The 27,000-nt window shown below is 63.7% G+C and carries 26 protein-coding genes; 14 read left to right on the top strand and 12 right to left on the bottom strand.

What is annotated here, in order from left to right:
* Positions 1-3 precede the first annotated feature (3 nt).
* From gyrA to AB7290_RS20340, 3 genes are all read right to left on the bottom strand, one after another.
* Positions 4-2,745 carry a DNA gyrase subunit A gene (gene gyrA / locus AB7290_RS20350; protein ID WP_085404693.1) on the bottom strand — a complete coding sequence of 914 codons (2,742 nt, stop codon included), beginning with the start codon at positions 2,743-2,745 and terminating at the stop codon, positions 4-6.
* Between the two features lie 168 nt (positions 2,746-2,913).
* Positions 2,914-3,312, bottom strand: coding sequence for a DUF2306 domain-containing protein (locus tag AB7290_RS20345; RefSeq protein WP_085404692.1), 399 nt, complete (start codon positions 3,310-3,312; stop codon positions 2,914-2,916).
* Positions 3,313-3,513: 201 nt separating this feature from the next.
* The gene (locus AB7290_RS20340) at positions 3,514-4,011 is read right to left on the bottom strand and encodes a single-stranded DNA-binding protein (protein WP_028153432.1); all 498 of its coding nucleotides are present in this window, start codon (positions 4,009-4,011) and stop codon (positions 3,514-3,516) included.
* A 450-nt stretch (positions 4,012-4,461) separates the two neighbouring features.
* Between AB7290_RS20340 and AB7290_RS20335 the strand changes: the two genes are divergently transcribed.
* The 9 genes from AB7290_RS20335 to AB7290_RS20295 all read left to right on the top strand — a co-directional run bounded on the left by AB7290_RS20335 (position 4,462) and on the right by AB7290_RS20295 (position 14,380).
* Entirely contained in the window at positions 4,462-5,223 is a 762-nt protein-coding gene (locus AB7290_RS20335) for an outer membrane protein (RefSeq protein WP_085404690.1), read from the top strand.
* 233 nt (positions 5,224-5,456) lie between these two features.
* A complete protein-coding gene (locus AB7290_RS20330; protein ID WP_085404689.1) occupies positions 5,457-6,146 on the top strand; it encodes an outer membrane protein in 690 nt (229 codons plus the stop codon).
* A 223-nt stretch (positions 6,147-6,369) separates the two neighbouring features.
* Positions 6,370-7,116, top strand: coding sequence for an outer membrane protein (locus AB7290_RS20325; protein WP_085404688.1), 747 nt, complete (start codon positions 6,370-6,372; stop codon positions 7,114-7,116).
* 188 nt (positions 7,117-7,304) lie between these two features.
* Positions 7,305-8,069 carry an outer membrane protein gene (locus tag AB7290_RS20320; RefSeq protein ID WP_085404687.1) on the top strand — a complete coding sequence of 255 codons (765 nt, stop codon included), beginning with the start codon at positions 7,305-7,307 and terminating at the stop codon, positions 8,067-8,069.
* Between the two features lie 145 nt (positions 8,070-8,214).
* A complete protein-coding gene (locus AB7290_RS20315; protein WP_085404686.1) occupies positions 8,215-8,970 on the top strand; it encodes an outer membrane protein in 756 nt (251 codons plus the stop codon).
* Positions 8,971-9,273: 303 nt separating this feature from the next.
* On the top strand, positions 9,274-12,252 hold the full coding sequence (uvrA, locus tag AB7290_RS20310; protein ID WP_354078838.1) for an excinuclease ABC subunit UvrA: 2,979 nt from the start codon (positions 9,274-9,276) through the stop codon (positions 12,250-12,252).
* A gap of 45 nt (positions 12,253-12,297) precedes the next feature.
* A complete protein-coding gene (locus tag AB7290_RS20305) occupies positions 12,298-12,630 on the top strand; it encodes a hypothetical protein (protein ID WP_144030845.1) in 333 nt (110 codons plus the stop codon).
* 148 nt (positions 12,631-12,778) lie between these two features.
* Positions 12,779-13,420 carry an HAD-IA family hydrolase gene (locus tag AB7290_RS20300; RefSeq protein ID WP_085404683.1) on the top strand — a complete coding sequence of 214 codons (642 nt, stop codon included), beginning with the start codon at positions 12,779-12,781 and terminating at the stop codon, positions 13,418-13,420.
* A 33-nt stretch (positions 13,421-13,453) separates the two neighbouring features.
* Positions 13,454-14,380, top strand: a complete 927-nt coding sequence (locus AB7290_RS20295; protein WP_085404682.1) for a nucleoside hydrolase — start codon at positions 13,454-13,456, stop codon at positions 14,378-14,380.
* A gap of 126 nt (positions 14,381-14,506) precedes the next feature.
* On the opposite strand, the gene AB7290_RS20290 is transcribed toward AB7290_RS20295, so the two are convergent.
* From AB7290_RS20290 to AB7290_RS20280, 3 genes are all read right to left on the bottom strand, one after another.
* Positions 14,507-15,460, bottom strand: a complete 954-nt coding sequence (locus tag AB7290_RS20290) for a YVTN family beta-propeller repeat protein (protein ID WP_085404681.1) — start codon at positions 15,458-15,460, stop codon at positions 14,507-14,509.
* A 2-nt stretch (positions 15,461-15,462) separates the two neighbouring features.
* Positions 15,463-16,032 carry an SRPBCC family protein gene (locus AB7290_RS20285; RefSeq protein WP_085404680.1) on the bottom strand — a complete coding sequence of 190 codons (570 nt, stop codon included), beginning with the start codon at positions 16,030-16,032 and terminating at the stop codon, positions 15,463-15,465.
* Between the two features lie 957 nt (positions 16,033-16,989).
* Positions 16,990-17,757 (bottom strand): AAA family ATPase, encoded by a 768-nt coding sequence (locus AB7290_RS20280; RefSeq protein WP_085404679.1) that lies wholly within the window; start codon positions 17,755-17,757, stop codon positions 16,990-16,992.
* A 243-nt stretch (positions 17,758-18,000) separates the two neighbouring features.
* Here AB7290_RS20280 and AB7290_RS20275 point away from each other — a divergent pair, with 243 nt between their 5' ends.
* A complete protein-coding gene (locus AB7290_RS20275; protein ID WP_085404678.1) occupies positions 18,001-20,073 on the top strand; it encodes a DUF1217 domain-containing protein in 2,073 nt (690 codons plus the stop codon).
* 16 nt (positions 20,074-20,089) lie between these two features.
* On the opposite strand, the gene AB7290_RS20270 is transcribed toward AB7290_RS20275, so the two are convergent.
* The 3 genes from AB7290_RS20270 to AB7290_RS20260 form a co-directional block, all read right to left on the bottom strand.
* A complete protein-coding gene (locus AB7290_RS20270; RefSeq protein WP_085404677.1) occupies positions 20,090-20,950 on the bottom strand; it encodes a PCC domain-containing protein in 861 nt (286 codons plus the stop codon).
* A 9-nt stretch (positions 20,951-20,959) separates the two neighbouring features.
* The gene (locus AB7290_RS20265; protein WP_085404676.1) at positions 20,960-22,567 is read right to left on the bottom strand and encodes an acyl-CoA synthetase; all 1,608 of its coding nucleotides are present in this window, start codon (positions 22,565-22,567) and stop codon (positions 20,960-20,962) included.
* A 105-nt stretch (positions 22,568-22,672) separates the two neighbouring features.
* On the bottom strand, positions 22,673-23,170 hold the full coding sequence (locus AB7290_RS20260) for a hypothetical protein (protein WP_085404675.1): 498 nt from the start codon (positions 23,168-23,170) through the stop codon (positions 22,673-22,675).
* 94 nt (positions 23,171-23,264) lie between these two features.
* Here AB7290_RS20260 and AB7290_RS20255 point away from each other — a divergent pair, with 94 nt between their 5' ends.
* The 3 genes from AB7290_RS20255 to AB7290_RS20245 all read left to right on the top strand — a co-directional run bounded on the left by AB7290_RS20255 (position 23,265) and on the right by AB7290_RS20245 (position 24,522).
* Positions 23,265-23,627, top strand: coding sequence for a hypothetical protein (locus tag AB7290_RS20255; protein WP_014495092.1), 363 nt, complete (start codon positions 23,265-23,267; stop codon positions 23,625-23,627).
* Between the two features lie 92 nt (positions 23,628-23,719).
* Positions 23,720-24,235 carry a DUF3828 domain-containing protein gene (locus AB7290_RS20250; RefSeq protein ID WP_085404674.1) on the top strand — a complete coding sequence of 172 codons (516 nt, stop codon included), beginning with the start codon at positions 23,720-23,722 and terminating at the stop codon, positions 24,233-24,235.
* A gap of 11 nt (positions 24,236-24,246) precedes the next feature.
* Positions 24,247-24,522 (top strand): GNAT family N-acetyltransferase, encoded by a 276-nt coding sequence (locus AB7290_RS20245; protein WP_085404673.1) that lies wholly within the window; start codon positions 24,247-24,249, stop codon positions 24,520-24,522.
* A 49-nt stretch (positions 24,523-24,571) separates the two neighbouring features.
* Here AB7290_RS20245 and AB7290_RS20240 read toward each other — a convergent pair whose 3' ends face one another.
* Both AB7290_RS20240 and AB7290_RS20235 read right to left on the bottom strand, forming a co-directional pair.
* Positions 24,572-24,970, bottom strand: a complete 399-nt coding sequence (locus AB7290_RS20240; RefSeq protein WP_063986354.1) for an SPW repeat protein — start codon at positions 24,968-24,970, stop codon at positions 24,572-24,574.
* Positions 24,971-25,140: 170 nt separating this feature from the next.
* Positions 25,141-26,088 (bottom strand): tetratricopeptide repeat protein, encoded by a 948-nt coding sequence (locus tag AB7290_RS20235; protein ID WP_085404672.1) that lies wholly within the window; start codon positions 26,086-26,088, stop codon positions 25,141-25,143.
* Positions 26,089-26,192: 104 nt separating this feature from the next.
* Between AB7290_RS20235 and AB7290_RS20230 the strand changes: the two genes are divergently transcribed.
* Positions 26,193-26,462, top strand: coding sequence for a GNAT family N-acetyltransferase (locus tag AB7290_RS20230; RefSeq protein WP_028152356.1), 270 nt, complete (start codon positions 26,193-26,195; stop codon positions 26,460-26,462).
* Positions 26,463-26,518: 56 nt separating this feature from the next.
* Here AB7290_RS20230 and AB7290_RS20225 read toward each other — a convergent pair whose 3' ends face one another.
* Positions 26,519-26,917, bottom strand: coding sequence for a DUF3597 domain-containing protein (locus AB7290_RS20225; protein WP_028156132.1), 399 nt, complete (start codon positions 26,915-26,917; stop codon positions 26,519-26,521).
* Positions 26,918-27,000 lie beyond the last annotated feature (83 nt).

Raw genomic sequence — 27,000 nt, 5'->3', positions numbered from 1 at the left:
GATCTACGAACCGTTCCCGTTCTCGCCGTTCCCGCTATCGGCCTCTTCCGTGATGTGCTCGACCGAGACGACGTGCTCGTCCTCGGCGGTGTCGAACACGATCACGCCCTGGGTCGAGCGACCGGCGACGCGGATGCCTTCGACCGGGCAGCGGATGAGCTGGCCCTTGTCCGTGACCAGCATGATCTGGTCGGCGTCTTCCACGGGGAAGGAGGCCACCAGATTGCCGTTGCGGTTGTTGACGCTCATGGCGACGATGCCTTTGCCGCCGCGGCCAGTGGTGCGGTACTCGTAGGACGAGGTCCGCTTGCCGTAGCCGTTGACGGAGACGGTGAGCACGACCTGCTCGGCCGCCGACATCTCGACATAGCGCTCCTGCGGGAGCTGGAAGCTGCCGGAGGTTGTCTCTTCGGCCTCGGCATCCGCCGGAGCCTCGTCGACCACGGCTTCGCCGGCCACCGCACGACGCATCTTCAAATAGGCCGAACGTTCGTCCGAGGTGGTCTCCATGTGGCGCAGGATCGCCAGCGAGATCACCTTGTCGCCCTCGCCAAGCGCAATGCCGCGCACACCCATCGAGGTGCGCCCGGTGAAGACGCGCACGTCGGTGACGGGGAAGCGGATGCACTGGCCGCCGGCGCCGGTCAAAAGCACGTCGTCGTGCTCGGTGCAGATCTGCACGTCCACGATCGCTTCATTCTCGTCCAGCTTCATGGCGATGATGCCGGAGCGGCGGACGTCGACGAAGTCGGACAGCTTGTTGCGCCGGACGTTGCCGCCGGTGGTGGCGAACATCACGTCGAGGTTGCCCCAGGTCGATTCATCTTCCGGCAGCGGCATGATGGTGGTGATGCGCTCGCCCTGCTCCAGCGGCAGGATGTTGATCAGCGCCTTGCCGCGCGCGTTCGGCGCGGCCATCGGCAGGCGCCACACCTTCTCCTTGTAGACCTGGCCGCGCGACGAGAAGAACAGCACCGGTGTGTGCGTCGACGCCACGAACAGGCGGCTGACGAAATCCTCGTCGCGGGTCTGCATGCCGGCGCGACCCTTGCCGCCGCGGCGCTGCGCCCGGTAGGCCGACAGCGGCACGCGCTTGACGTAGCCGGCGTGGGAGACGGTGACGACCATATCCTCGCGCTGGATCAGGTCCTCGTCCTCGACCTCGCCCTCCTGCTCGATGATCACGGTGCGGCGCGGGGTCGCGAACTCGGCCTTCACCTCGGCGAGCTCGGTCTTGATGATGCCCAGCACGCGGGCGCGCGAGCGCAGGATGTCGAGATAGTCGGCGATCTCGCCGGCGAGCTTGTCGAGCTCGTCGCGGATTTCGTCGCGGCCGAGCGCGGTGAGGCGCTGAAGGCGCAGGTCGAGAATGGCCCTCGCCTGCTCCATCGACAGCCGGATCGTGCCGTCCTCGCTGATGCGGTGACGCGGATCGTCGATCAGCGTCAGCATGTCCTCGACGTCCCGTGCCGGCCAGTCGCGCGCCATCAGGGTGTCGCGGGCAGTGGTCGGGTCGGGCGAGGTCCGGATGACGCGGATCATCTCGTCGATATTGGCGACCGCGATCGCCAGACCGACCAGGATGTGGGCGCGATCGCGCGCCTTGGCGAGCAGGAACTTGGTGCGCCGCGTGACGACCCGCTCGCGGAAATCGACGAAGATCGCCAGCAGGTCCTTCAGATGCATGATCCGCGGACGTCCGCTGTCGAGCGCCACCATGTTGACGCCGAAGCTCGTCTGCAGCGGCGTGAACCTGTACAGCTGGTTCAGCACCACATCCGGCACGGCGTCGCGCTTCAATTCGATGACGACACGGTAGCCGTCGCGGTCGGATTCATCGCGCAGGTCGCCGATGCCCTCGATCTTCTTTTCCTTGACCAGCTCGGCGATGCGCTCGACCATCGTCGCCTTGTTCACCTGGTAGGGAATCTCGGTGATGATGATCGCCTCGCGCTCCTTGCGGATGGTCTCGATCGCGACCTTGCCGCGCATGACGATGGAGCCGCGGCCGAGGTGGTAGGCGGCGCGGATGCCCGCGCGTCCGAGAATGACGCCGCCGGTCGGGAAATCCGGTCCCGGAACGATGTTGATGAGTTCCTCGATGGTGAGCGCAGGATTATCGATCAACGCGACGCAGGCGTCGATGACCTCACCGAGATTGTGCGGCGGGATGTTGGTGGCCATGCCGACCGCGATGCCGCCCGCCCCGTTGACCAGGAGGTTCGGGAACTTGGCCGGCAGGACCGACGGCTCGGTTTCGTTGTTGTCGTAGTTCGGCTGGAAGTCGACGGTGTCCTTGTCGATGTCGGCCAGCAGAGCCAACGCCACCTTCGTCAGTCGCGCTTCGGTGTACCGATAGGCGGCCGGGGGATCGCCGTCGACCGAGCCGAAATTGCCCTGGCCGTCGATGAGCGGCACGCGCATCGAGAAGTCCTGCGCCATCCGGACCATGGCGTCGTAGATCGACTGGTCGCCATGCGGATGATATTTACCGATGACGTCACCGACCACGCGCGCCGACTTGACGTACTTCTTGTCGGGCGTGTGCCCCTGCTCGTTCATCGAGTAGAGGATGCGACGATGAACCGGCTTCAACCCGTCGCGCGCATCGGGCAGCGCACGCGCCACGATCACGCTCATCGCGTAATCGAGGTAGGACTTCTTCATCTCCTCGTAGATGGAAACGGGACGAATGTCCGAGGGTTGCGCCGGCTGGTCGCCGGGCTTGTTGTCGTCGTCAGCCAAGGGGAAATCCGGTGAGATTTTATCTGGGAATCATATAGCGCATCGCCCCCCTGATAACCACCCTTGCGAGGTCTGGGGAAGCGGTTTTTCCGACTGTTTTTCCAGAGACTTACGAGCTCAGCACCACTGCCTCGAGCGAAGCCGGAATGAGCCGCCGGGAACCACGTCCTAGGCTCCGAAAATCACCCGGTGCATGATCCGTCCAGGCACAAGCGTGAACAGCCCGGCAATCACGAGCGCGCCGATGAACGTCATGATCATGATACGCCGGTGATCGGCGACCCGATGGGTATGCGCCCGCCACACCGCGAGCGGTAGCATCACCAGCGTGAAGATCGACAGGAGATGGATCGGGCTGAACGGCCCGATCAGACGGATCTGGTGGATCCAGAACGACGAGGCCGCCACCACCGCCATCAGCGCCACCCAGATCCAGCCGATCGTCCGGTGCGGCAGCGTTCCCTTGGGGGCAGCAAACTGGACAAGGCCGAGCACGAAGGCGGCCATGGCGGCAAAGGCATGCAGCGGGATCGCTGGAGCAGCCTCAAGCAGCGGCGCAACGCTCATGCAGGGCTTTCTCCGATCGACGGCCGACCAATGTGAATAGAATTAACATCAAGTTAATATCATTCACATCACGCCTCGTCAAAGGCCTGAGGCAGCACATGAGGCAAGCCCGGAAAAACCGAGCTTTGCCCGCCAATTGGTAAGGAATCCTGTCTCTCTACGCGAGCAAGGTGACATCAGGGGCGAAGCGCCCCGCCCGTCTCAGAACGGGATGTCGTCGTCCATGTCGCTGTTGCGGCCACCGCCGCCGCCGGCGGCAACGGCACGGCGCGGCGCGCTGCTGACGGGACCGGAGGAGCCGAAATCGCCGCCCGGCTCGTCGCCGAAGCTGCCGCCTCCACCGCCGCCGCGGCCGTCGAGCATCGTCAGGGTCGAGTTGAAGCCCTGGAGCACGACCTCGGTGGAGTACTTCTCGGCGCCGCTCTGGTCGGTCCATTTGCGGGTCTGGAGCGCGCCCTCGATGTAAACCTTCGCGCCCTTCTTCAGGTACTGCTCGGCGACCTTGCAGAGCCCTTCATTGAAGATCACGACGCGATGCCACTCGGTCTTTTCCTTGCGCTCGCCGCTATTCTTGTCGCGCCAGGTCTCCGAGGTGGCGATGCTCAAATTCGCGATCGGCCGCCCGTCCTGGGTGCGGCGGATTTCGGGATCCTTGCCGAGATTTCCAACCAGAATGACCTTGTTGACGCTTCCCGCCATCGCCGCTCTCCACTCCGAATGCCACTGAATTTTAGAAGGCCCGGGACGCGCCCGCGTCCTCTGCAACCTGTTGACGCGACCCTATACGCTTGCGCGGACGGATCGGCCCGTCACCCCTCCACTTATCCCCACATATAGCACCCCTGGCCGGTTCGTTCCAGATTTGTTCTTATGACTCCCCTCACCTTGTTGCGCTGGCAAGACGACACCGCGCTGCACAAAGACGGCCTGCGCCAAATGGAATTTCCCCGAATTCCTGAGAACGGCGAAAACAGCTTAACATTCATCAAGTTAGAGGCAGTTCAGATGCCGCCCGACTGTTGCATTCCGGAGACGGACTCCGCCGACCGCCTAAGCTACGCTTGCCGCGGAATTAGATTCTTATAGGCGTCGCGCCTGATCAGCCGCTTCGGGGACTTCGAAAAGCGGTCAGAAACTGGGGGGACTGCAATGAATAAGATTTTGATTGGTACTATTGGTGCAATCGCGTTGGGGCTGTCGGCTCCCGCAAGCGCGGCAGATCTCGCTGCGCGTCCCTACACCAAGGCTCCGGCACCGATGATCGCGACCATCTACGACTGGAGCGGCTTCTACATCGGTATCAACGGCGGCGGCGGCACCAGCCACAAGTGCTGGGACGTCGATATCGGCGGTGGCGTTCTCGTAGGCGAAGGCTGCCACAACGCGACCGGCGGCACGGTCGGCGGCCAGGTCGGCTACCGCTGGCAGTCAGCCAACTGGGTGTTCGGCTTCGAAGGCCAGGGCAACTGGGCCGATTTCTCGGGTGACAACATCAGTGCGATCAGCGGCCTGCGCGATCGTTCGAAGATCAACGCCTTCGGCCTGATTACCGGTCAGGTCGGTTACGCCTGGAACAACGTCCTGGTCTACGTGAAGGGCGGCGGCGCCGTCGTCAGCGATCGCTACCGCAGCTTCGACGTCGCCAGCGGCCTCGAGTTCGACCGGGCCAACGAGACCCGTTGGGGCGGCACCGTGGGTGCGGGCGTCGAGTTCGGATTCGCCCCGAACTGGACCGTGGGCTTCGAGTACGACCACATCTTCCTCGGCAACCGCACCATCGGCTTCACCGGATCCGGCAATTTCGCCCCGCTCGGCGTTGCCACACGCTCCGATCGCATCAGCCAGGACGTCGATATCGGCCTCGTCCGCGTGAACTATCGCTGGGGCGGTCCGATGATCGCAAGATACTGACATCCCTCTGAAATCGCTTGGAGATCAAAGGCCGGCCTCGCGCCGGCCTTTTTGCGTGGGCAACGGGAATTATAGGTCAGTCACCGTTACGTTTTGCGATTATTGTGGCTTTTGGGAGACGCAACTTGCGGCTTTGCTCGTGTAAGCACGACATCAGTTGGACCACGGCGTCCGATGTCCTTCCGAACGCACGGAAGGCAAAAACAGAAACCGGGACTGGGATTAGTTTGAAAATGAAGAAGGTTTTGTTGGCTTCGGCCTGTTTGTTCGCTCTCGCTGCTCCGGCTTCGGCCGCTGATCTCGCGGCGCGCCCCTACACCAAGGCTCCGGTGGCGGTGGCCTCGGTCTACAACTGGACCGGCTTCTACCTCGGTATCGTCGGCGGCGGCGCCTGGGAAAACGGTTCCGGCGACCCGAAGATGAAGGGTGGCTTCGTCGGCGGCACCGCCGGCTACAACTGGCAGACCGGCAACGTCGTGTTCGGCGTCGAGGCTGATGGTTCCTGGGCTGACGTCAGCGCTTCGGCGACCGGCGCCACTGTTGTTCCCGGATTCGGCGTTGTGACCGCAACGGCGAGCTCGAAGACCGATGCCATGGGCACCGTGCGCGGCCGTATCGGCTACGCCGTCAATCAGGTCCTGTTCTACGGCACCGGCGGCTACGCCTGGATCGACAACAAGATCACCCTCTCCGCTCTCGGCCTGACCGCATCGGACAGCAAGTGGCACTCCGGCTGGACCGTCGGCGCGGGCGTCGAGGCGTTCTTCGCTCCGCAGTGGTCGGTCAAGGGCGAGTACCTCTATCGCAGCCTCGGCGGCGAGACCTACTTCTCGGGCGCCCTGCCCACCGGCACGCTCAACTTCCACACCGTGCAGGTCGGCGTGAACTATCACTTCGGGGGCCCGGTGGTCGCGAAGTACTGAGCTTCGCTTCCAACGCACCGCGTTACGAAAGGCCGGCCTTGCGCCGGCCTTTTTGTTTTCGCGCGTCCAGATCCAGGCCAACCGATTCCCAACGTTTTCGGGGAAAGCTGTGGTATCCCGGTGACACAACCTTCGGCTTCAATGGTGTAGAGCAATGACATCGGTTGGGTCATTGGGTCGGCCGTTTTTGGTCGACAAAGAGAAACGAAACTGGGGAATTGAAATGAAGAAGGTTTTGCTGGCCTCGGCCAGTCTGTTCGCACTCAGCGCGTTGGCTCCCGCCTCGGCGGCCGATTTGGCGGCCCGCCCCTACACCAAGGCGCCCATTGCTGTGGCCTCGATCTACAACTGGAGCGGGTTCTACCTCGGCATCAACGGCGGCGGCGCTTCGAGCCGCAACTGCTGGGATGTCAACAATATCTTCGGCGTTGCGGGTCCGGACACGGCTGAAGGCTGTCACAATGCGACAGGCGGCGTCGTCGGTGGCCAGGTCGGTTATCGCTGGCAGTCGGCCAGCTGGGTGTTCGGCCTTGAAGCCCAGGGCGACTGGGCCAATCTGAAGGGCTCGAATACGAGCGTGGCGCTTGCTCCGCTGGTCAACGAGACCAAGATCGACGCGATCGGCCTGTTCACCGGCCAGGTCGGCTATGCCTGGAACAATGTGCTCTGGTACGTGAAGGGTGGCGCGGCGGTCACGCATGCCAAGTACAACGGCACGGTCGTCGGCGTGGTCCTCGACAGCGCAAGCGAGACGCGCTGGGGCGGCGCGGTCGGCACCGGCCTCGAATTCGGCTTCGCGCCGAACTGGTCCGTTGCCATCGAATACGACCATCTGTTCATGGGCAAGCGCAACAACTCGTTCACGTTTCTCGGCATCAACGACCGCATCGACCGTATCAAGCAGGACGTCGACATGGGCACGGTCCGCGTGAACTACACCTTCGGCGGCCCGGTCGTGGCGAAGTACTAACCGTCGCCTCCGACGCCATCGCGTTACGAAAGGCCGGCCTTGCGCCGGCCTTTTTGTTTTCGCGCGTACGGCATGAGCGTTTGCGGACAAGTTCCATTTTCGGCGCGCTGTGACCCTCCGGTGACAGACTGTCACACCTCAAAGGTTGTATCGAAGATCGCAACAACTTCGGCCGTGGGGGGTCCGTCTTGAACAAGTTTATGCTTGCCGCCGCCGGCATAGTCGCGATGACCACGTCCGTTTCGGCGGCCGATCTGGCGGCGAGGCCCTACACCAAAGCTCCTGCCCCGATGATCGCCGCGGTCTACGATTGGAGCGGCTTCTACATCGGCGCCAACGGTGGTGGCGGCTGGAGCCATAATTGCTGGGACATCGTTACCAACATCCTCGGTGCGCCGGTCACTCCCCCCGCATCGGAGGGCTGCCACACCGCGACCGGCGGCGTGGCCGGCGGCCAGGCCGGCTTTCGCTGGCAAAGCGCGTCGTGGGTGTTCGGCGTGGAAGGCCAGGGCGACTGGGCTCACCTTAGCGGCTCCAATGGACCGAGCCTGGCTGCCGGCGGCGTCGGCTCAGACCGCTCGAAGATCAACGCCTTCGGTCTCGTGACCGGCCAGGTCGGCTACGCCTGGAGCAATGTGCTGTTCTACGCGAAGGGTGGTGCGATGGTTGTGAGCGACAAATACGAAGGCTTAACCACTGCCACCGGCTTCGTGTTCGACAGGGCGAATGAAACGCGCTGGGGCGGAGCGGTTGGTGCTGGCCTCGATTTCGGCGTAACGCCCAACATCGTGGTCGGCGTCGATTATGTGCACGGCTTCATGGGATCGCGCGACAACCGCTTTACGTTCAACAACGGCACGTTCTCGCGCGCCGATCGGATCCGCCAGGACGTTGACATTGCAACGGCCCGCGTCAGTTACAGGTTCGGCGGCCCCCTCATCGCCAAATACTGATCTTCGCCTCCGACGCCATCGCGTTACGAAAGGCCGGCCTTGTGCCGGCCTTTTTGTTTTCGCGCGAGGGTGCACCCAACCGTCTTGGAGTCGTGAGGCGCGCGCAAGGCGTCCGCGAATGGCTTTGACGAGTTGGGGACGTGACATGAAGACGTGGATGCTGGCTGCGGTCAGCCTGTTCGCAGTCGGCGCGGTCGCGCCGGCTACCGCCGCCGATCTACCGATCTACAAGGCACCGGCGGCCGCCGTTCCCCTCTACGACTGGAGCGGCATCTATGTCGGCATCAACGGCGGCGGCGGGCTGGCCCATGCATGCTGGGGCGTGACCCGCGCGCTCGGCGTCGCTGTCGATCCGGCCGTTGGCGAAGGCTGTCACAATGCGGGCGGTGGCACGATCGGCGGACAACTCGGCTATCGCTGGCAGAAGTCGCGCTGGGTGTTCGGCATCGAGGGCCAGGGCAACTGGGCCGACTTCAAGGGCAGCAATGTCAGCGTGGCGCTGCCGCTGTTCACCAACCAGACCAAGATCGACAGCTTCGGCCTGTTCACTGGCCAGATGGGCTACGCCGTCAACAACCTGCTCTTCTATGGCAAGGCTGGCGCCGCGGTGGCGCACGACAAGTACGACACCTTCGTCCCCGGCGTCCCGGCGGCGGTGTTCAACAGCGTCAACCAGACCCGCTGGGGCTACACCATCGGCATCGGCGTGGAATGGGGCTTTGCCGAGAACTGGTCGGTCGGCGGCGAGTACAACCATGTCTTCCTCGGCCATCACAGCGCCGACTTCGCAACGCTCGTCGGCGGCTTCGCCCCGCGCACCGACCGGATCGGCCAGGATATCGACATGGGCCTGATCCGCATCAATTACCGCTGGGGCGGCCCGGTCGTCGCCAAATACTGAGACAAAGCTCCCTCAGGAACCTCCAAGTCCTGATCATGTGCGGATTGCCCCAAATCCGCATTCAAACGCGAACGAAGGGCTGGCCTCGCGCCGGCCCTTCGCATGTTCCGGGGGGCCTGCTCCTGCCAGATGCCGCCAGCGCGCCAACAATCCGTTGACGATTCGCACACGCCACTGGAAATCTGCTCCCGTTCTTCCTACGTTCGCTGCCATACCCATCGGCGCCGATCCCGGTTCCGGGCGACGCGCGCCTTTTTTGTTGGCGCGATCGCGCACCTTTGGGATTCCTTGAGGGCAACTCGGATGGATGAAGTGATCAAGGCGAAGCGCCAACAGCAGAACGCGGGATCCAGCCTGCGCGCAATTACGATCCGTGGCGCGCGCGAGCACAACCTCAAGAATGTCGACGTCGAGATCCCCCGCGACAAGCTGGTGGTGTTCACCGGGCTGTCAGGCTCCGGCAAATCCTCGCTCGCCTTCGACACCATCTACGCCGAGGGCCAGCGCCGCTACGTCGAATCGCTGTCGGCCTATGCGCGTCAGTTCCTGGAGATGATGCAGAAGCCTGATGTCGACCAGATCGACGGCCTGTCGCCGGCGATCTCGATCGAGCAGAAGACGACGTCGAAGAACCCGCGCTCGACCGTCGGCACCGTCACCGAGATCTACGACTACATGCGCCTGCTCTGGGCGCGCGTCGGCGTGCCCTATTCGCCCGCCACGGGTCTGCCGATCGAGAGCCAGACCGTCTCGCAGATGGTCGACCGCGTGCTGGCGCTGCCCGAAGGCACCCGCCTCTATCTGCTCGCCCCCGTCGTGCGCGGCCGCAAGGGCGAGTATCGCAAGGAGCTCGCCGAATGGCTCAAGAAGGGCTTTCAGCGCGTCAAGATCGACGGCACCTTCCATGAGCTCGCGGAGGCGCCGACGCTCGACAAGAAATTTCCGCACGACATCGACGTCGTGGTCGACCGCATCGTGGTGCGCGCCGACATCGGCCAGCGCCTCGCCGAGAGCTTTGAGACCGCGCTGAAGCTCGCGGAGGGCCTCGCCGTCGTCGAGTTCGCCGATGCGCCTGCAGCGGCCGCGCCCGTCGAGGAGAAGAAGAAGACCGCAAAAATCCACGACAAGAGCGGGCCTGAGCGCATCCTGTTCTCGGAAAAATTCGCTTGCCCCGTCTCCGGCTTCACGATTCCGGAGATCGAGCCGCGCCTGTTCTCGTTCAACAATCCCTACGGCGCCTGCCCGGCCTGCGGCGGCCTCGGCGTCGAGCAGCATGTCGACGAAGACCTCGTCATCCCCGACAAGGAGCTCGCCATTGGCAAGGGCGCGATCGCGCCCTGGGCCAAGTCGTCATCGCCCTACTACGTGCAGACGCTGACGGCGCTCGGCAAGCACTACAAGTTCACGCTGACCACCAAATGGAAGGATCTGCCGAAGAAGACGCAGAACGCGATCCTCCTTGGCTCGGGCGAGGATGAGATCAAGTTCTCCTACGAAGACGGCGTCCGCTCCTACGACACCAAGAAGCCGTTCGAGGGCGTCATCACCAACATCAACCGCCGCTATCGCGAGACCGAGAGCGAGTGGGCGCGCGAGGAGCTCGCAAAATATTTCCACGACGTCCCCTGCGAGGGCTGCAAGGGTTTCCGGCTGAAGCCCGAGGCGCTCTGCGTCAAGATCGGCGGCAAGCATATCGGCGAGATCTCGGAGCTGTCGGTCAGGAAGGCCGGCGAATGGTTCGAGACCGTGCCCGAAGCGCTGAACACGCAGCAGAACGAGATCGCCGGCCGCATCCTCAAGGAGATCCGCGAGCGCCTCACCTTCCTGCTCGACGTCGGCCTCAACTACCTCACTCTGTCCCGCTCCTCCGGCACGCTGTCCGGCGGCGAGAGCCAGCGCATCCGCCTCGCCTCGCAGATCGGCTCGGGGCTGACGGGCGTGCTCTACGTGCTGGACGAGCCCTCGATCGGCCTGCACCAGCGCGACAACGCCCGCCTGCTCGACACGCTGAAGCGCCTGCGCGACCTCGGCAACACCGTGATCGTCGTCGAGCATGACGAGGACGCGATCCTGCTCGCCGACTACGTCCTCGACATCGGGCCCGGCGCCGGCATGCATGGCGGCAACATCGTCGCCGAAGGCACGCCCGCCGAGATCATGCGCAACCCGAAATCTCTCACCGGCAAATATCTCACCGGCGAGCTCGAGGTCGAGGTGCCGGAGCGGCGCCCGCCGAACCATCGCCGCACCATCAAGGTGGTCAACGCGCGCGGCAACAACCTCAAGAACGTCACGGCCGAGATTCCGCTCGGCCTGTTCACGGCCGTCACCGGCGTCTCCGGCGGCGGCAAGTCGACGCTGCTGATCGACACGCTTTACAAGGCCATCGCCCGCAAGCTGAACAACGCCAGCGAAGGCGCCGCACCCCACGATCGCATCGAGGGTCTCGAGCACATCGACAAGATCATCGACATCGACCAGTCGCCGATCGGCCGCACCCCGCGCTCGAACCCCGCGACCTACACCGGCGCCTTCACGCCGATCCGCGAATGGTTCGCCGGCCTGCCCGAAGCGAAGGCGCGCGGCTACGAGCCCGGCCGCTTCTCCTTCAACGTCAAGGGCGGCCGCTGCGAGGCCTGCCAGGGCGACGGCGTCATCAAGATCGAGATGCACTTCCTGCCCGACGTCTACGTCACCTGCGACGTCTGCAAGGGCAAGCGTTACAATCGCGAGACGCTGGAGGTCCTGTTCAAGGGCAAGAGCATCGCCGACGTGCTTGACATGACCGTCGAGGAAGCCGCCGACTTCTTCAAGGCGGTGCCGCGCGTGCGCGAAACCTTCCAGACCCTGCACCGCGTCGGCCTCGACTACATCCATGTCGGCCAGCAGGCCACAACCCTGTCGGGCGGCGAAGCCCAGCGCGTCAAGCTGGCCAAGGAACTGTCAAAGCGCGCCACCGGGCGCACGCTCTACATCCTGGACGAGCCGACCACTGGCCTGCACTTCCACGACGTCAAGAAGTTGCTGGAGGTGCTGCACGAGCTGGTCGCCCAGGGCAACACGGTCGTCGTCATCGAGCACAATCTCGAAGTCATAAAGACCGCCGACTGGGTCATCGACCTCGGCCCCGAAGGCGGCGACGGCGGCGGCGAGATCGTCGCCTGGGGCCCGCCGGAAGACATTGCGAAAGCGCCGCGGAGCTACACGGGGAAGTTTCTGGAGCCGGTGCTGAAGAAGGCACGGAAGCCGAAGCGGCGGAGCACGAGCGAGGCGGCGGAGTAGAATTCACTCCGCCTCGTCCGCGGGATCATCGGGGAAAGTCTGCATGTGTCCGCGATGCCCAGCCGCACCTACACGCTCTTCAGCAAGGCAATCCTCGCCGAGCAGCAGGTAACCTGCATCTACGAGGGGCGCTATCGCGAGCTCTGCCCCCACATCCTCGGCACCAACAAGATGGGTGAGGAAGCCGTCCTCGCCTGGCAATTTGGCGGTGAGAGCAGCGGACCTCTGCCGCAATGGCGATGCCTGAAGCTCGCCAATATCACCAACGCCCGCACGCGCGATGGCCACTGGCACGAGGGCGGCTCTCACCGGACTACGCAGACCTGCGTCAGCAACATCGATCTCGACATCAATGTTCACGTGCGCAAATTGCGGTGACGCACATGCGTCCCACGGCTGACGGCCTTGCCGGCCATGATCGCAGGGTTGATTTCAATGCGCTCGTGTCGCATGACTGTCCTCGAATTCTCCTGAAATAATAGCACGCCACATCACGTTTTTCAGCGAACTCCAAAACCCGCCTCAAATGCCCTACTCCCTCGCCATCTTCGACCTCGACGGCACGCTGGCCGACAGCTTTCCGTGGTTCCTGCGCACCATCAACGATGTCGCCGATCGCTTCAATTTTCGTCGCGTCGCGGATGACGAAATCGAAGCGCTGCGGCATGCCTCGTCGCGCGAGATCCTCGCCCGGCTCGAGGTACCGCTGTGGAAGCTGCCGGCGATCGCGCGGCATGCGCGGCGACTGAAGGCGGAGGCTGCTAGCGAGATTCCCCTGTTCGCTGGCGTCGAGACGATGCTGCGGACGCTGGCCGGGAACGGCGTGCAGCTCGCGCTGGTGACCTCGGACAGCGAAGCCAATGCGCGCGAGAAGCTCGGCGATTCCGCCGCCCTGTTCGCGCATTTCGACTGCGCGGCATCGCTGTTCGGCAAGCCCGCGAAATTCCGCCGCGTGATCCGGCGCGCGGGCGTGGAGCCAGGCCGCGTGATCGCGATCGGCGACGAGGTCCGCGATATCGAGGCGGCGCGGGCGGTGGGGATTGCCTGCGGCGCGGTGAGTTGGGGCTACGCCGCGCCGGCGGCGCTGCGGGCGCTTGCGCCCGATCACATGTTCGCGCAGATGGAAGAGATCGCAGACGTGGTCAGCCGGATTTCGCTCAAGGCCTGATCCGCAATCGGCGCCCGGCCCAAGGAGACGGTGATGACACTCTCGGACGCAGCCCGCCTGAAACTCCTGGAGCCGCCGGTCGGCAAGGTGCGCGTGGTGCTCGACACCGACACCTACAACGAGATCGACGATCAGTTCGCGCTGGTACAGATGCTGCTGTCGAAGGACCGGTTCGACGTCGAGGCGATCTACGCCGCGCCGTTCTTCAACACACGCGCCGACAGTCCCGGCCACGGCATGGAGCTGAGCTACCAGGAAATCCTACGCCTGCTGGAGCGCCTCAACGTCGCACCGGACGGCCTCGTCCATCGCGGCGTCACCGATTATGTCGGCCGCGGCAAGACGGCGCAGGCGGCCCCCGCCGTCGACGACCTCGTGGCCCGGGCGCGCGCAGGCTCCCCTGACAATCCGCTCTACGTCATTGCCATCGGCGCCATCAGCAATATCGCCTCGGCGCTGCTCAAGGCCCCCGACATCATCGACCGCGTGGTGGTGGTCTGGCTTGGCGGTCATGCGCTGGAATGGCCGCACACGATCGAGTTCAACCTCAAGCAGGACGTCGGCGGCGCGCAGGTGCTTTTCGACAGCGGCGTGCCGCTCGTGCTCGTGCCATGCAAGGGCGTCACCTCGCACCTTCACAGCACGGTGCCGGAGATCGAGCGCTACGTCGAACCGCATGGCAGCATCGGCGCGTTCCTCGCCATGCGCTTCAAGGACTATTCGTCCGATCATCTGGGTTGGGCCAAGGAGATCTGGGACATGGCGCCGGTCGGCTGGCTGCTGAATCCCGCGTGGGCACCGAGCGTGATCATCCCGGCCCCGGTTCTCACGGATCAGATCACGTGGAGCGTCGACCGCCGGCGGCATCCGATCCGCTACGTGACCTATGTGGACCGCAACCCGATCCTGAAGGACTTTTTCCTGAAGTTGAAGGCGTTTGCCGCGCCGAAGGTGCCGTAGGGTGGGCAAAGCGACTTGTCCGACGTAGCTCGAAGAGCGAAGGCGGAAGCGTGCCCACCATTGCGTGCCGAGGCAGCGGAGAGATGGTGGGCACGGCGCGCCGCGCCTTTGCCCACCCTACGCCCCCTACTCCGTCCGCCTGAGAAACGCCCCGAACGCGCGCGGGCCGTCGCCGGTCTTGACCTCGCCGATCACCTTCAGCTCGGTGGCATCGATGATGCTCAATGTGTTGCTCTCCCAGCACGCGACGATGACGCGCTTGCCGTCGGCGGTCGCATTGATGCCTTCGGGATAGTCGCCGACATTGATCCGCTTCACCGGCTTCAGCGTCGCCAGGTCGAACACGCTGACGGTGCCGCCATATTGGTCGGTGACGAAGCCGCGCCCTTGCGTCAGCGCTACCGCATAGGGACGCATCCCGACCGGCACGCGGCCGATCTCTTGGCTCGCGGCGATGTCGATTACCGAGACGTCGTTGGAGCCGACATTGGCGGTGTAGGCGCGTTTTCCCTCGGCATCGATGGTGACGCCGAACGGACGGGTCCCGACCTTGATGGTCGCCCTGCGCTCACGCGTTGCGGTGTCCACCACCGAGACGCTGTCGTCGTCGCGGTCCGCCGAGAGCAGCAGCCTGCCATCAGGCGTCACCGCGAGGCCGGACGGGGACGCGCCGACCGCGATGCTGGCCGTGACGCTGCGCGAGGCCGTATCGATCACCCGCACCGCGGCGGCATACCAGTCGGCGACGTAGAGCGTCTTGCCATCCGGCGTCACGGCAATGCCGAGCGGCCCGCCGCCGACCTCGATTCGCCCCGAGACCTGCCGCGTTGCCGCGTCGACCACGGTCACCGCCTTGGCGTCCGGACTCGTGACATAGGCAAAGCGCCCGTCCGCGCTGACGGCCACGCCGGCCGGCTTGCCGCCGATCGGGATGGTCGCGACGCTGCGCGATGTCGCGAGGTCCACGACCATCAGATCGTCGCTGAGCTGGTTGGTGACGAACGCCTCTTCGGCGGACGCGCTGCCAATACTGGCAGCGCAAAGGCTGGCGGCGAGCGCCGCCAGGACCCGCGCCCGCACGGTCAGCTTCCGCTCTCGATCTTCTTCTTCAGCGCTTCGAGCCCGGCCTGATAGAGCCCCTTCACCGCCTTCACCGCGGCTTCGTCGCTCAGCTCCGGCGGCGGATCGTTGTTGGGGAAGCCGCGGTAGAACGCGCCCGCCCATTCCAGCGTCGCGCCCTTGCCGTCGGCGCTCGGCGTCACCGCCAGCGTCGAGGAATAATTGGTGACCGGCAGCACCTTCACGTCCACCTTGGTGATCCGGTAGGAATAGGTCATCGCGGCAGCGTCGAACTTGTAGAGTTCCTCATCGACGGTGGCGCCTCCCGTCAGGGTCAGCCGCCGCGTCGCTTCGATCTCATTGCCTTTCTCGCCCTCGGTCTTGGTAACAGGCGGGAGCCAGCTCATGTCCTGGAAATTGCCGATCGCGGCCCACACTTTGGCCGGCGGCGCGTTGATCTCGATGGATTCGCGCACCTTCTGCCGGGTCGGCCCATGTGCCCAGGCCGGGCCAAACGCCGCCGTCAAAGCCACCGCGCCCGCGGCAGTCAGCACCGCGCCCATGACCGTGCGCCGTCCAATCGTCACCCTCATCTCGTTTCCTCATGCGTCTCGTTGATCGTGCGCGACTTGAAGCGCGCTGGGATCATGGTAACGCATTTTGCGGCCGAGGGGAGACCTGTTCATGGCGGCGTTGCGGCGCGGGCTCGCGCGTCCCACAACCACCCCTTGCGCCGCCCGGCGGGCAAAACACCCAATGGACGGGTCAACCACACCACGCAGAAATAATTCTCTTTATCCGCATTTCGGATTATCATATAGAAAGCCATCCCACCCCGGGCCGAGGGGCGTTATCGCGATCGTCACGACACGCGGGATGGGACGTGGTGGACGCAGGCGGCGTCGGCGCGAAGGTGGTTTGCAGGGCGGGCAACCGTGAGCGAACGCCGCGCGCACACGACCGGTGCAGCCTGTGTACGGTAAAACCGTGCCGTCCTGGCGCCCGGAGCCTGTGCGCCAAGTCTTGCGGTGATGTGGCGGCCCGACCGGGCGCGCACATCAGTCATCCGCAAGGTGACGGGGGCAATAGTGCATCGCTCCCCGGGGAGAGCTCGGCATAAGCCGTAAAACCACTGCGCAGGGAAGGCCGGATGTTTGGCTTCACCTGTATGCCGCTGTGCAAACTTCGTAGCGCAATTTCCGCACAGTGGACCGCGGGTGCCAGCCGGCACCCGGCCTTCCCTGCGCCCTCGGCACTTTCGAGGGTGGTGACTACAGCAAAGCTCGGGCAGATCTTGCCGCGAGGATGCGAAACCGTGCGTGCGATTTGAATTCGAATGCAAAGCTAGAATCTGCTCTCGTGCCCCGGACACAGCGCAGCGCTTCCCTGGCGATGCGCAGCATCGTCCAGTGCGGCGATGCGCTGCAGAGCCGGGGCCCATGCTGCAGCGAGCGTGTGACTGCGTGGGTCCCGGCTCTGCGCCGCACCGCTACGCGCTGCAGCGCGTCCGGGACACGAGAAGAGCGAGTGCCGTGAGAGCGCGCCCTCGCCTACTCCGCCAGCGTCGCCTCCACGAACCCGCGCGGATCGTCACAGAATTCGCGCATCACCCGGTAATGATCGGTTTGCTCCACCGTTGTCGGCTCCAGGCCGTATTTGCCCAACCGCAACAGTCTCGCGTTTGGATAGGCCATCAGCAGAGGCGCATGGGTTGCCATGATGACCTGGCAGATGCGGGACTCCTCCATGCGTCGCAAGAGCTTCAGGAATTCGATCTGACGCGCCGGCGACAGCGCCGATTCCGGCTCGTCGAAGATGAAGATGCCCTGGCGCTGGCAGCGCTCTTCGAAGAAGCGCAGAAAACCTTCGCCATGGGAATGCGACAGGAAGTCGGGGCCGGCCTGGCCGGCATCGCGTGCGGCCTTGTCGAGATATCGCGCGACCGAGAAAAAACTCTCGGCGCGAAAAAACCAGCCGTTGGTGATCTTCGGCAGCCAGCTTGCGCGCAAGGCCCTGGAAAGCTGGCCGCCCATCTTCTCCCGCGCTTCGGAATGGTCGACGGGCATGTAGCCCTTGCCTCCACCCGCATCGTCGTAGCCGGCAAGCGCTGCGATACCCTCGAGGATCGTCGACTTCCCGGTGCCATTCTCTCCGACGATGATCGTGATGGCGGCGTCGAAGTTGAGCTCGAAATCATCCGGAAAGATGGGCAGGCAAAACGGATAGGCCGCGCGATCGCTAACCTGCGACGGGTCGAGCCAGACCCGTTTCAGGTAGGGCGCCGGCAGGTTGATCGTGCGATTGCTTCTTCGGCTCATGCCCGGCTTCCAACCCGTTCCGACCCATCTTTTAATAAGAACATCTCAGGAACACAATCCTCACGAAAGCTGCATCTGAGAAACAAATGGAAACAAATTGAAACAAACCCGCCATCCGCCACCCGGGTGCGAATTAAGAAAACGTAGCTACGAGACAGTTGCCGGCATGAGGCCGGCTCCCACCTCGCGACCCCGGCAATGATTGACGGACGTCCGGGACCGTAAAGCCGCGAGGAGTGCGCGATGGTATCGACGTATTTCAGTTACAGCTACATCACGCGCAATCTCAAGCAGTCCCTGGCGCGGGTCGAACAGCAAACGGATGTCGCGCGCGAGGAGGCTTACTACAAAGCCAACATCGGCAAGGTGAAGACCGTCGATGATTTCATGAAGGACTATCGCCTGTATCATTATGCGATGAAGGCATATGGCCTGGAAGACATGGCCTACGCCAAGGCTTTCATGAAGAAGGTGCTGGAGAGCGACCTCTCCGACCCAAAGAGCTTCGTCAACAAGTTGGTGGACAAACGCTACCAGGAGTTTGCCGCGGCATTCTCCTTCAATGGCGGTGCGACGCCGGTTGCGCAATCGGAGAACCAAATCGATGAGATGATCGATCTGTACACGGCGACCAAGAAGAGCCAGGTCGATGCACTTGCCGACGACTCGAAATACTACAGCGCCGAAATCGGCAACATCAGCAGTGCAGACCAACTCCTGAACAACGACCGTCTTCGCAACTATGTCTATTCGGCATATGGGATCGATGAAAGCAAGTGGCCGCGTGACACGATAAGTCAGGTCTTGCGCAGCGATCCATCCGATCCCAACAGCTACGTCAACACCACCTTCGCTTCTCAGTTGACCGGCCTCAACGCCCAGCTTGCTCAAGCCAAATCGGATGCCAGCGCCGCTGATTTAAAGATAACCGCTTACAAGGCCCAACTATCGCAGCCGGGCGCCGACGTGAACCAGTTGAACATCCAGATCCTGGTCGAAAAAAGTCACCTGGAGTCATATACGAAAAGCATTTCCAGCCTCGGCGACCAGATATCGACGATTGGCGGGTTTGTAGACTTGGCCGGCGCGTTCGAGTTTTCGTCCGACGGGTCGCTTCCGTCAGGTGTATCCGCCCAGACTGCTGCAAATGTCGCGATCACGAAAACGCGGTTCGACGACAGCAAGGCCGCCGTCTATTCGGCAGCAAGCCCGATATACGAAGCTTTGGCGGTCAAGCAATTCAGAACGGACCTCAGCAAGATCAATTCAGTCCAGGCGTTCGTATCGACACCTGGCGTGTATGATTTTGCGCTGGGCGCCGTCGGCCTCGATCCCGGAATGGTCTCGAAGGCGACGATCAAGGCAGTCCTCGAAAGCGACGTCAACGACCCCAAGAGCTACGTCTATACCCTCAAGGACAATCGGTACGTAGAGCTCGCACGCGCCTTCAACTTCGACGCAAAAGGCAATCTGACGACCCCCTTGGTGGCTCAAGACTCGGCTCAGGTCCTCCAGATCGCGAGGGAATACGTCATTGCCGCGCTGAAACAGGCAAGCCCTCAGCAGGAGAAGGCAATTCGGGCACTAGCCACGAAAGATGCGACGGCTTATCAAGAGGCAATCGCAGGCATCGACAGCGTTTCCGAGCTTCTCGCAAACAGGCCGATGGTCGATTTCATTCTCTTGGCCAAGGGTTTGGACCCTAAGAAGGTCAGCACCGAATTTCTCAAGAAGATCTTCAGCTCCGACCTGAACAACCCAAAGAGCTTCGCGAACACGCAGAGCGATCCTCGCTTTGCCGAAATCGTTGCGTCGTTCAACTTCGACAGCAAGGGCAACGTCGCGCGCCTCCCGATGATGGGTCCTCAGAAGAGAGATCAATTCCGGGAAACACAGGCGAACTATCTCCAGCAAAGCCTGGAGCAGCAACAGGGGGATACGAATCCCGGCGTACGCCTTGCGCTCTATTTCCAGCGAAAGGCGGGAGAAATCACGTCCGCATACGACATCCTTGCCGACAAGGCTCTTTCAGAGGTGTTCAGAACCACCTTCGATTTGCCTGACTCGATGGCCTCGATGCAGATCGATCAGCAAGCCAAGGTCGTGGACAAATTCATGAAGATCAAGGATCTTTCCGATCCGGCGAAGGTTGAAAAACTGTTGAGCCGGTTCTCCGCCATGTATGACGTCAGAAACGGCGAGAGCATCGGCCAGGGTCAATCTCCCTTGCTCAACCTCTTTCAAGGATCGAGCTCAGGCATATCAGGGATAAGTGAATCCACGTTCTTGGCCATCGCCAAGCTGCGTGCTCACTGATGATCGCTCGCCGGTACTAGCCCAACACCTCGAGCACCAGCTCCATGGTCATCAGCACGGGATTATCCCCACGGATCAGACGGCCCTCCGCAATGCCGCCAGTGTAGTCGATCAGGGCAATGTCGAGCGCCGCCTCCGGTGCGCCCGAACTGCCCTGTACGATCGTCCCCGCTGTCACGGCGAGCTCGGTCGCGAACGGCTCGGTCACCCCGCCATGGGTGAAGCGCGCGCCGATGGTCGAGCCGACGCCGCCGTGAATCTTCGCGCGTGCGATGCCATGCGCGCGGCAGAACGCTTCGAGGCAGCCGGCAAAATCCTGGTTGGGCCGCAGCCGCAGCGCGAAGGCGCGGCTTGTCGTACGCGCGCCGGTGCTCATACCGGGCACCGGTCCGAACAGCTTGAAATTGGTCTCGGGATCGGGCTCCGCGGTGAACATCGCGCCGTCGATGCCGAACGCCTCGACCTCGAACGGCTCGGCGACAACAGTCTCGTCCGGCAGCATGTGCCCGCCGCTTGCCTTGCCGTCCGCCTCCGTCCAGAGCCCGTGGCAATGAAAGAACGAGGCGCCATCGCGCATACCGAGCGTCATGCAGCCGAGTTTCGTCCGCGTCACGGCGCTGGGGCGAAAAGTGTCGCTGTAGAACGCTGCGTTCTCACCTGTCTTCGACAGCGCCGGCATCACGTATGCGAATGGTCCGAGCGCAGCGCTGCCAAAATTCAGCACGCCACTGGCAAACCCCTCCGCCGCAAAACCACGCCGCGCGGCTTCGAGCAGCGGCAGACCCGCTTCGAGCCTGAACGAGAACGCGCGCCCCCTCGCCTCGACCCATTGGATGCGTTCGGCGACAGGCGCGCCCGGCTGCTTGATACTTCGCATCGCGTATGCTCAGCCCGCCTGCTTGTTGTCGAGATCGAGCAGCCCGCGCGCCTCGAGCTCATCGCGCACCATGCGCTTCGGGATCTTGCCATAGCCGGACTTCGGCAAGGCTTCCCAGAAGAAGAACCGCTTCGGCATCTTGTATCGCGGCACCTTCGGCAGGAGGAACGCCGCCATCTCGGCTTCGCTCACCGGCTTCTCGCCTTCGCGCGCGACGCAGACGGCGACGCCGACCTCGCCCCAGGTCGCGTCGGGCACGCCGAGCACGGCGACCTCGCCGACCGCGGGATGCGTCAAGATCTTCTCCTCGATCTCGCGCGGATAGATATTGGAGCCACCGGAGATGTACATGTCGGAGGCCCGTCCCGTGATGTAGACGAACCCCTCCTCGTCCATGTGGCCGAGGTCGCCGGTGCGGAACCAGCCGTCGCGAAACGCCTTCGCATTGGCCTCGGGGTTGTCGTAGTAGCCGGCGAGCACGGCAGGCCCGATCACGCAGATCTCGCCACTCTGGTTGACGGCCAGCTCGCGGCCCTCGTCGTCCTGGATCGAGACCTGCATGGCCGTGCGCTCGAAGCCGCAGGTGCCGATCTTCGCATAGGGCCCGTCCTCGGGATCATGCAGCGCCGCCGGTAGCACAGTGATGTTGCCGGTGACCTCGCCGAGGCCAAAATACTGCACGATGACCTTGCCGAGCTTCTTCAGCGCGGCCTTCTGGTCCTCGCGGTACATCGGCGCGCCGGCATAGATCACATGACGCAGCGAGGAATGATCGTATTTGTCGGCGGCGGGATGCTCGACCATCATCTTGAGGATTGTCGGCACCGTGAAGAGGTTGCTGACCCGATGCGCCTCGATCAGGCGGAACGCCTCGTCGATGTCGAATTTCTCCGTCGGCAGCAGCACGGTGCACACGCCGCGGGCGGTCTGCACCAGCTGATGCACGCCGGCGCCATGCGACAGCGGCGCCACCACCAGCGACGCATCCGCTTCCGTGACGCCGGGGGTGAGATCGGCGAGATGGTTGGTGACGACAAAGCCCATCTGGCCGTGGGTCAGCACCGCGGCCTTGGAGCGGCCGGTGGTGCCGGAGGTGAAGAAGAACCAGCAGGGATCGTCGTGCTCGACGGCGACGTTCGCAACGCTTGCACCGGCCTGCGAGGCGATGGCTTCCGCCACCGAGCGCTCGCCGAACGAGCCCTTGCCGGCGACGCTCCAGGTGAACTCCAGCGCACCGCCCTTCACGGCTGCAGCGTGCTCGGGAAAATCGACGTGGCACAGGAACGCCTTCGCGCCGGAGGCCTGCGCGAGATAGGTGACCTCATCCGGCATCAGGCGGAAATTGGTGGGCACCCAGACTGCACCGAGCCGGAACGCGGCGAACATCGAGAAGAACATCTCATCGCCGTTCTTGGAATGGACGAGGATGCGGTCGCCCTTGGCGATGCCGCGCGCGGCGAGTGCGGCGGCCAGCGCCGAGACCTGCGCATCGATCTCGCGCCAGGTCCAGGATTTGTCACCCCAGACGAAGCCGGGGCGCGCGCCATGCCGCCGCGCATTCTGGGTCAGCATGTGAGCGAGATTCATGACGCGGCGGGACATGCGCAGGGGCTGCATCGGGCTTCCTCTTCGACGGCGGGCGGCGCACGAGCCGCCCGCTCCTTGCAGCCCATTTATCGCCATCGAATGCGGCGTAGCAAGGCCGCCGGTCGCGCATCTGCCCTACGGCTGCCTGAACGCAAACGGCGTCGCCGTGATGGCCTTCTCCTTCCAGCAGGCCTGCGCACCGAAACCGCCGCAATAGCTGCCGTGCGGATCGAATCGAATGGTGCGCGCCGCGCCACGCTTCATCGGCGGCGGCACAATCTTGTAGCTGCGGACATAGCCGTCGAACACGGGGCGCACGCTGCCATCGGGCAGAGTCACCAGGACGTTCATGACGCAGCCGCCGGTTCCGCAATAGGTGGTCTCGCGCTCCCCGCATTTGGTGTCGCGGAAATCGACGATGTAGTCCTCACGGCCGTCGCCGGTCAGATCGATCTTGCGCACGGTGTCCGGCGCGAAGGTCACCAGGCCACCATCCTGGCTGTCGCATTCCTCATTGGCGTAGCGCAACGCCTGCTGCACGCCGGGCGGATAATCGGAGGGATTGAACGGCTTTGCATCGTCGGCGCGCGCAGCGGTGGCGAGCAGTGTGAGCAGGAGGATCAGATATCGCATTCGCGTTTGTCGCCGGCGCAGCCGCGACCGTTCAGGGAATTTTAAACATGATCGGCGCAACCTCAGCCAGTTCTCGCGTACAGAGTGCCGCATCATGGTCAAAGCGCCCGCCTTCCTCCTGTTGTCGCTGGCGCTCGCCGGATGTGCCGTGGCGCCTCAGGCGCACCTCTCCGCCGACCCCGCCTTCAAGCCTGCGCGCTATGCCTGGGATGGCGCCGGCGAGGATCCCAACCAGCCACGTTCCGGGGCTCCGCGTGCCACGCGCGCCGACGCCGGCTCCGAGCGCAACAGGTCGCAAGCCGGACTTCAGCCCTATTCGAAGGAATGGTGGCAGGCCCAGGACGGCATCGAGGCCGAGCAGGACGCCAAGGTCACCCGCTCCCTCGTCATCTGCCAGGGTTGCCTCCGCCCGCAGCCGCAATCTGAAGATTCCAGGCTCGCCAAAGCGACCGATTGAACCGAGCGGCCGCGCCACCGGTCTACAGAGATACGCGCTGACGCCGGCCGCTCCGGCCATGCGGTCGCACGTCATTATCTCAGGGACATTTCATGCTCACCCGTCGGACCTTCGTCGCCGCCTCTCTGCTTGCCACCGCCTCCCCGGCATTCGCCGTGATGCCTACCTCCAGCGATCCCGTCGCGATCCTGACCGCCATCTACACGCGCGTAGCCAAGGGCAAAGGCGATAGTGGCGGCGCCTTCGTCATCGAGAACAAGGCGGCCAAAACAAAATATCTCTCGAGGGCGCTGGTCGCGCTGTGGGCCAAGGCGGATGCGCATACGCCGAAGGGCGACGTTGGTCCAGTCGATTTCGATCCTGTCACCAACTCGCAGGAACCGGACGTGAAATCCTTCAAAGTTGACGCAGAGAAGATGGAGGCCGACAAGGCGACGATCGCGGTGACCATCACCGGCCACCGCAACGACCGCAAACCCGCCGACCAGATCGTGCGTTATGACTTCGTGCGCGAGGCCAACAGCTGGCGGATCGACGACATCAAGGGCTCGTCCGACGGCGAGGCCTGGTCGATCCGCAAGATGCTGGCGGACTCGTTGAAGACCTGACGGGAGACACCATGAGCGACGTCATCGATAACAAGGCCGATCATCGCTTCGAGCTGGCGGTGGAGGGCCATCTCGCGACCGAGCACTACAAGCTCGACGGCAACGTCATCACCTTCGAGCATACCGATGTGCCGAAGGAGCTCGGTGGCAAGGGCGTCGGCTCGAAGCTGGTGCAAGGCGCGCTCGACCAGGTCCGCGCGGCCGGCTTGAAACTGATCCCGCAATGCCCGTTCGTGAAGGCGTGGATCGAGAAACATCCGGAGTATGCGGATTTGGTGAAGAGTTAAGCGAGCGCAGGCCCGCCGAGCGCACGGCAGGCCTGCTCAAATCTACCGCCTATTGCCCATGCTTCAGCATATCCTGATCACTCAGATCCCAGTCCTGCCACAGCTGGAGCACGCCGAGGATCACCGCTACCGCTCCCAGACTCGTATGGTAGATCCGGAGAAAACCTTCGCCGGAATAACCGAACACATAGGGCGAGACGATAAGCCACAGCCCGACCAGGATCGTCGCCACCTCCTGCCAGCGCTGCAACGCGACATATTCGAGCTGGCTCAGGCCAAATACGACGAGGCCGATTGCGACCGTGTTCAGGATCATCGTCTGGCGTTCGACGATCGGCGAGTGATCCTGGATGGGGAACCACGGCGATGCGACAATCAGCGCGCCGAGCAGCATCCCGCACCAATCTTCCCATGTTCGATGAGTCTTGATGAAACTAAAGTCCGACATCGTACCCTCCTCCAAAAGAGGCATACGTCAGCGGCTGGCGATCATGACACTCCGAATGTCTAGCGACCGTGCCGGCCGCATTCGGGCGTATGTCCTGAAGAAACACGTGGGGAACCGGGAGCACGATTGCAAGACTGACCAGTGTTTTTGCAAGCGAAACAGCGAGCCAATTATGGCTCACGCGTCAGCGCCCCGAGCTTCTGCAGTGCATCACGGGCGGACGGCAGGCTTGGACGCAATTCCAGCGCCTTCCGGAAATCGGCAATCGCGCCCTGCCTATCGCCGAGGCGCAGCCTGGCCTGGCCGCGGTTGTTCCAGGAGAACACGTCGGAGGGATCGTATTGCAGCGCCTTGTCGTAGTCGGCGAGGCCGCCCTTGTTGTCGCCCCGATAGAGCCGGATCATGCCGCGATTGCGCCAGCCGCGTGCGTCGGTCGGCGCGACGCGGATCGCCTCGCCGTAGTCGGCGGCGGCCCGATCGAACTGCTCGCTGTCGCGGTAGACGTTGCCGCGGTCGATATAGGCAATCAGATCCGGTGCAAGCTTGATCCGCATGCTGTAGTCGGCAAGCGCATGCGCCGTGTCGTGCTTGCGGGCGTGGACGAAGCCGCGGTTGGCGTAGGCGGTGACATAGTTGGGATCGCGCTTGATCGCCGCGTCGAAATCGGCAATGGCGCCGTCGAGGTCGCCCTTGTTGAAACGGGCTTCCCCGCGATTGCTGTAGGCCAGCGCCAGCGACGGATCGAGCTTGATGGCCTGGTCGTATTCGGCGATGGCGCGATCGTAATCGCGCTTGAAGCTGTAGACGCGGCCGCGATTGTTGTAGGCGCAGGCATAGCCGGGATCGAGCCGGACTGCCTCGTCGAGATCGGACAGCGCGGCGTCGAGTTCGCGTTTCTCGGTGAGCCCATGGCCGCGATTGCAATAGGCGCCGGCGAGTCTCTGCCCGCTCTCGCTCCTGGTATCGATCACGGTCGAGCAGGCTTTGATCCGCTCGTCCGGCGTGCTGGTCAGCCCGACGCAGGCCTCCCAGGCCGGGGCGCCTTCGGCCGCAGCCGACACCGGCGCGGTCGAGACGAGCGCCGCAAGCAGCGCCAGGAGGCTGAGCGGGACACGCATTTTCCGGATATCTCCCCTGCGGCAACCTCCCTTGGTCGCACCTTGGCAAGGGCCGGTTCAGGCGCCTAAATCAGAGAACACGCAGCGCTTCGAAGGGATCTGGCATGGCGGTACGGGACAACAAGGACAGGAGTCGCTTCGAGCTCGATGCGGGCAACGAAATCGCCTTCGCCAATTACCGGCTGACGCCGTCGGCCGTGATCATCACCCATACCGAGACGCCGCGCGCGCTACGCGGCCGCGGCATTGCGTCCGAGCTGATCAAGGGTGCGCTGGACTTGATCCGCCGCGACGGCAAGAAGGTGATCGCCGGCTGTGGCTTCGTCGTCGACTATCTCGACAGGCATCCGGAGGAAGCAGACCTCGTCGCCTGAATGCAAAAGGGGCCCGCGAGATCGCGGGCCCCCCTGGCTTACGACCGAGCAATCGGTCAGTGCTTGATCTCCGGCGGCAGCTTGCCGCCATTGGCGGCCAGCTTGGACATCACCTGCTTGTGCAGCCAGACGTTCATGCTCGCCGAGTCGTTCATGTCACCGCTGTAGCCGAGCTCCTTGGCGAGGTCCTTACGCGCGGCAAGGCTGGAGTCGATGTCGAGCGCCTTCATGAGGTCGACGATCGAGGTGCGCCATTCCAGCTTCTCCTTCTGGGCAGCGACCAGCTTGTCGACGATGGCCGCAACGTCCACGGTTGCCATCGGCGCGGCAGCAGGCGCCGATCCGCCCGGCGCGGCGCTGGCGGGTGCGCTACCCGAGGGTGCGCCACCTGCGGGCGCGGCGGAAGCCGGATGGCTGCCGAAGATCGCGCCCATGATTTTCCCGAAAATGCTCATGTCTTCTCCCCGAATAGGATCCGTTGGAAGGGCCTTGAGTGGCACTTATAAACGAAGTTACGGCGTTACGCCCGCGAAGTTCT

This window comes from Bradyrhizobium sp. 613_E4_N2_2 (assembly GCF_052075995.1).
In the GTDB taxonomy this organism is placed as follows: Bacteria; Pseudomonadota; Alphaproteobacteria; order Rhizobiales; family Xanthobacteraceae; genus Bradyrhizobium; species Bradyrhizobium barranii.
Note: the sequence above shows the minus strand (reverse complement) of the source record. Positions and strands in the feature narration are given on the sequence as shown.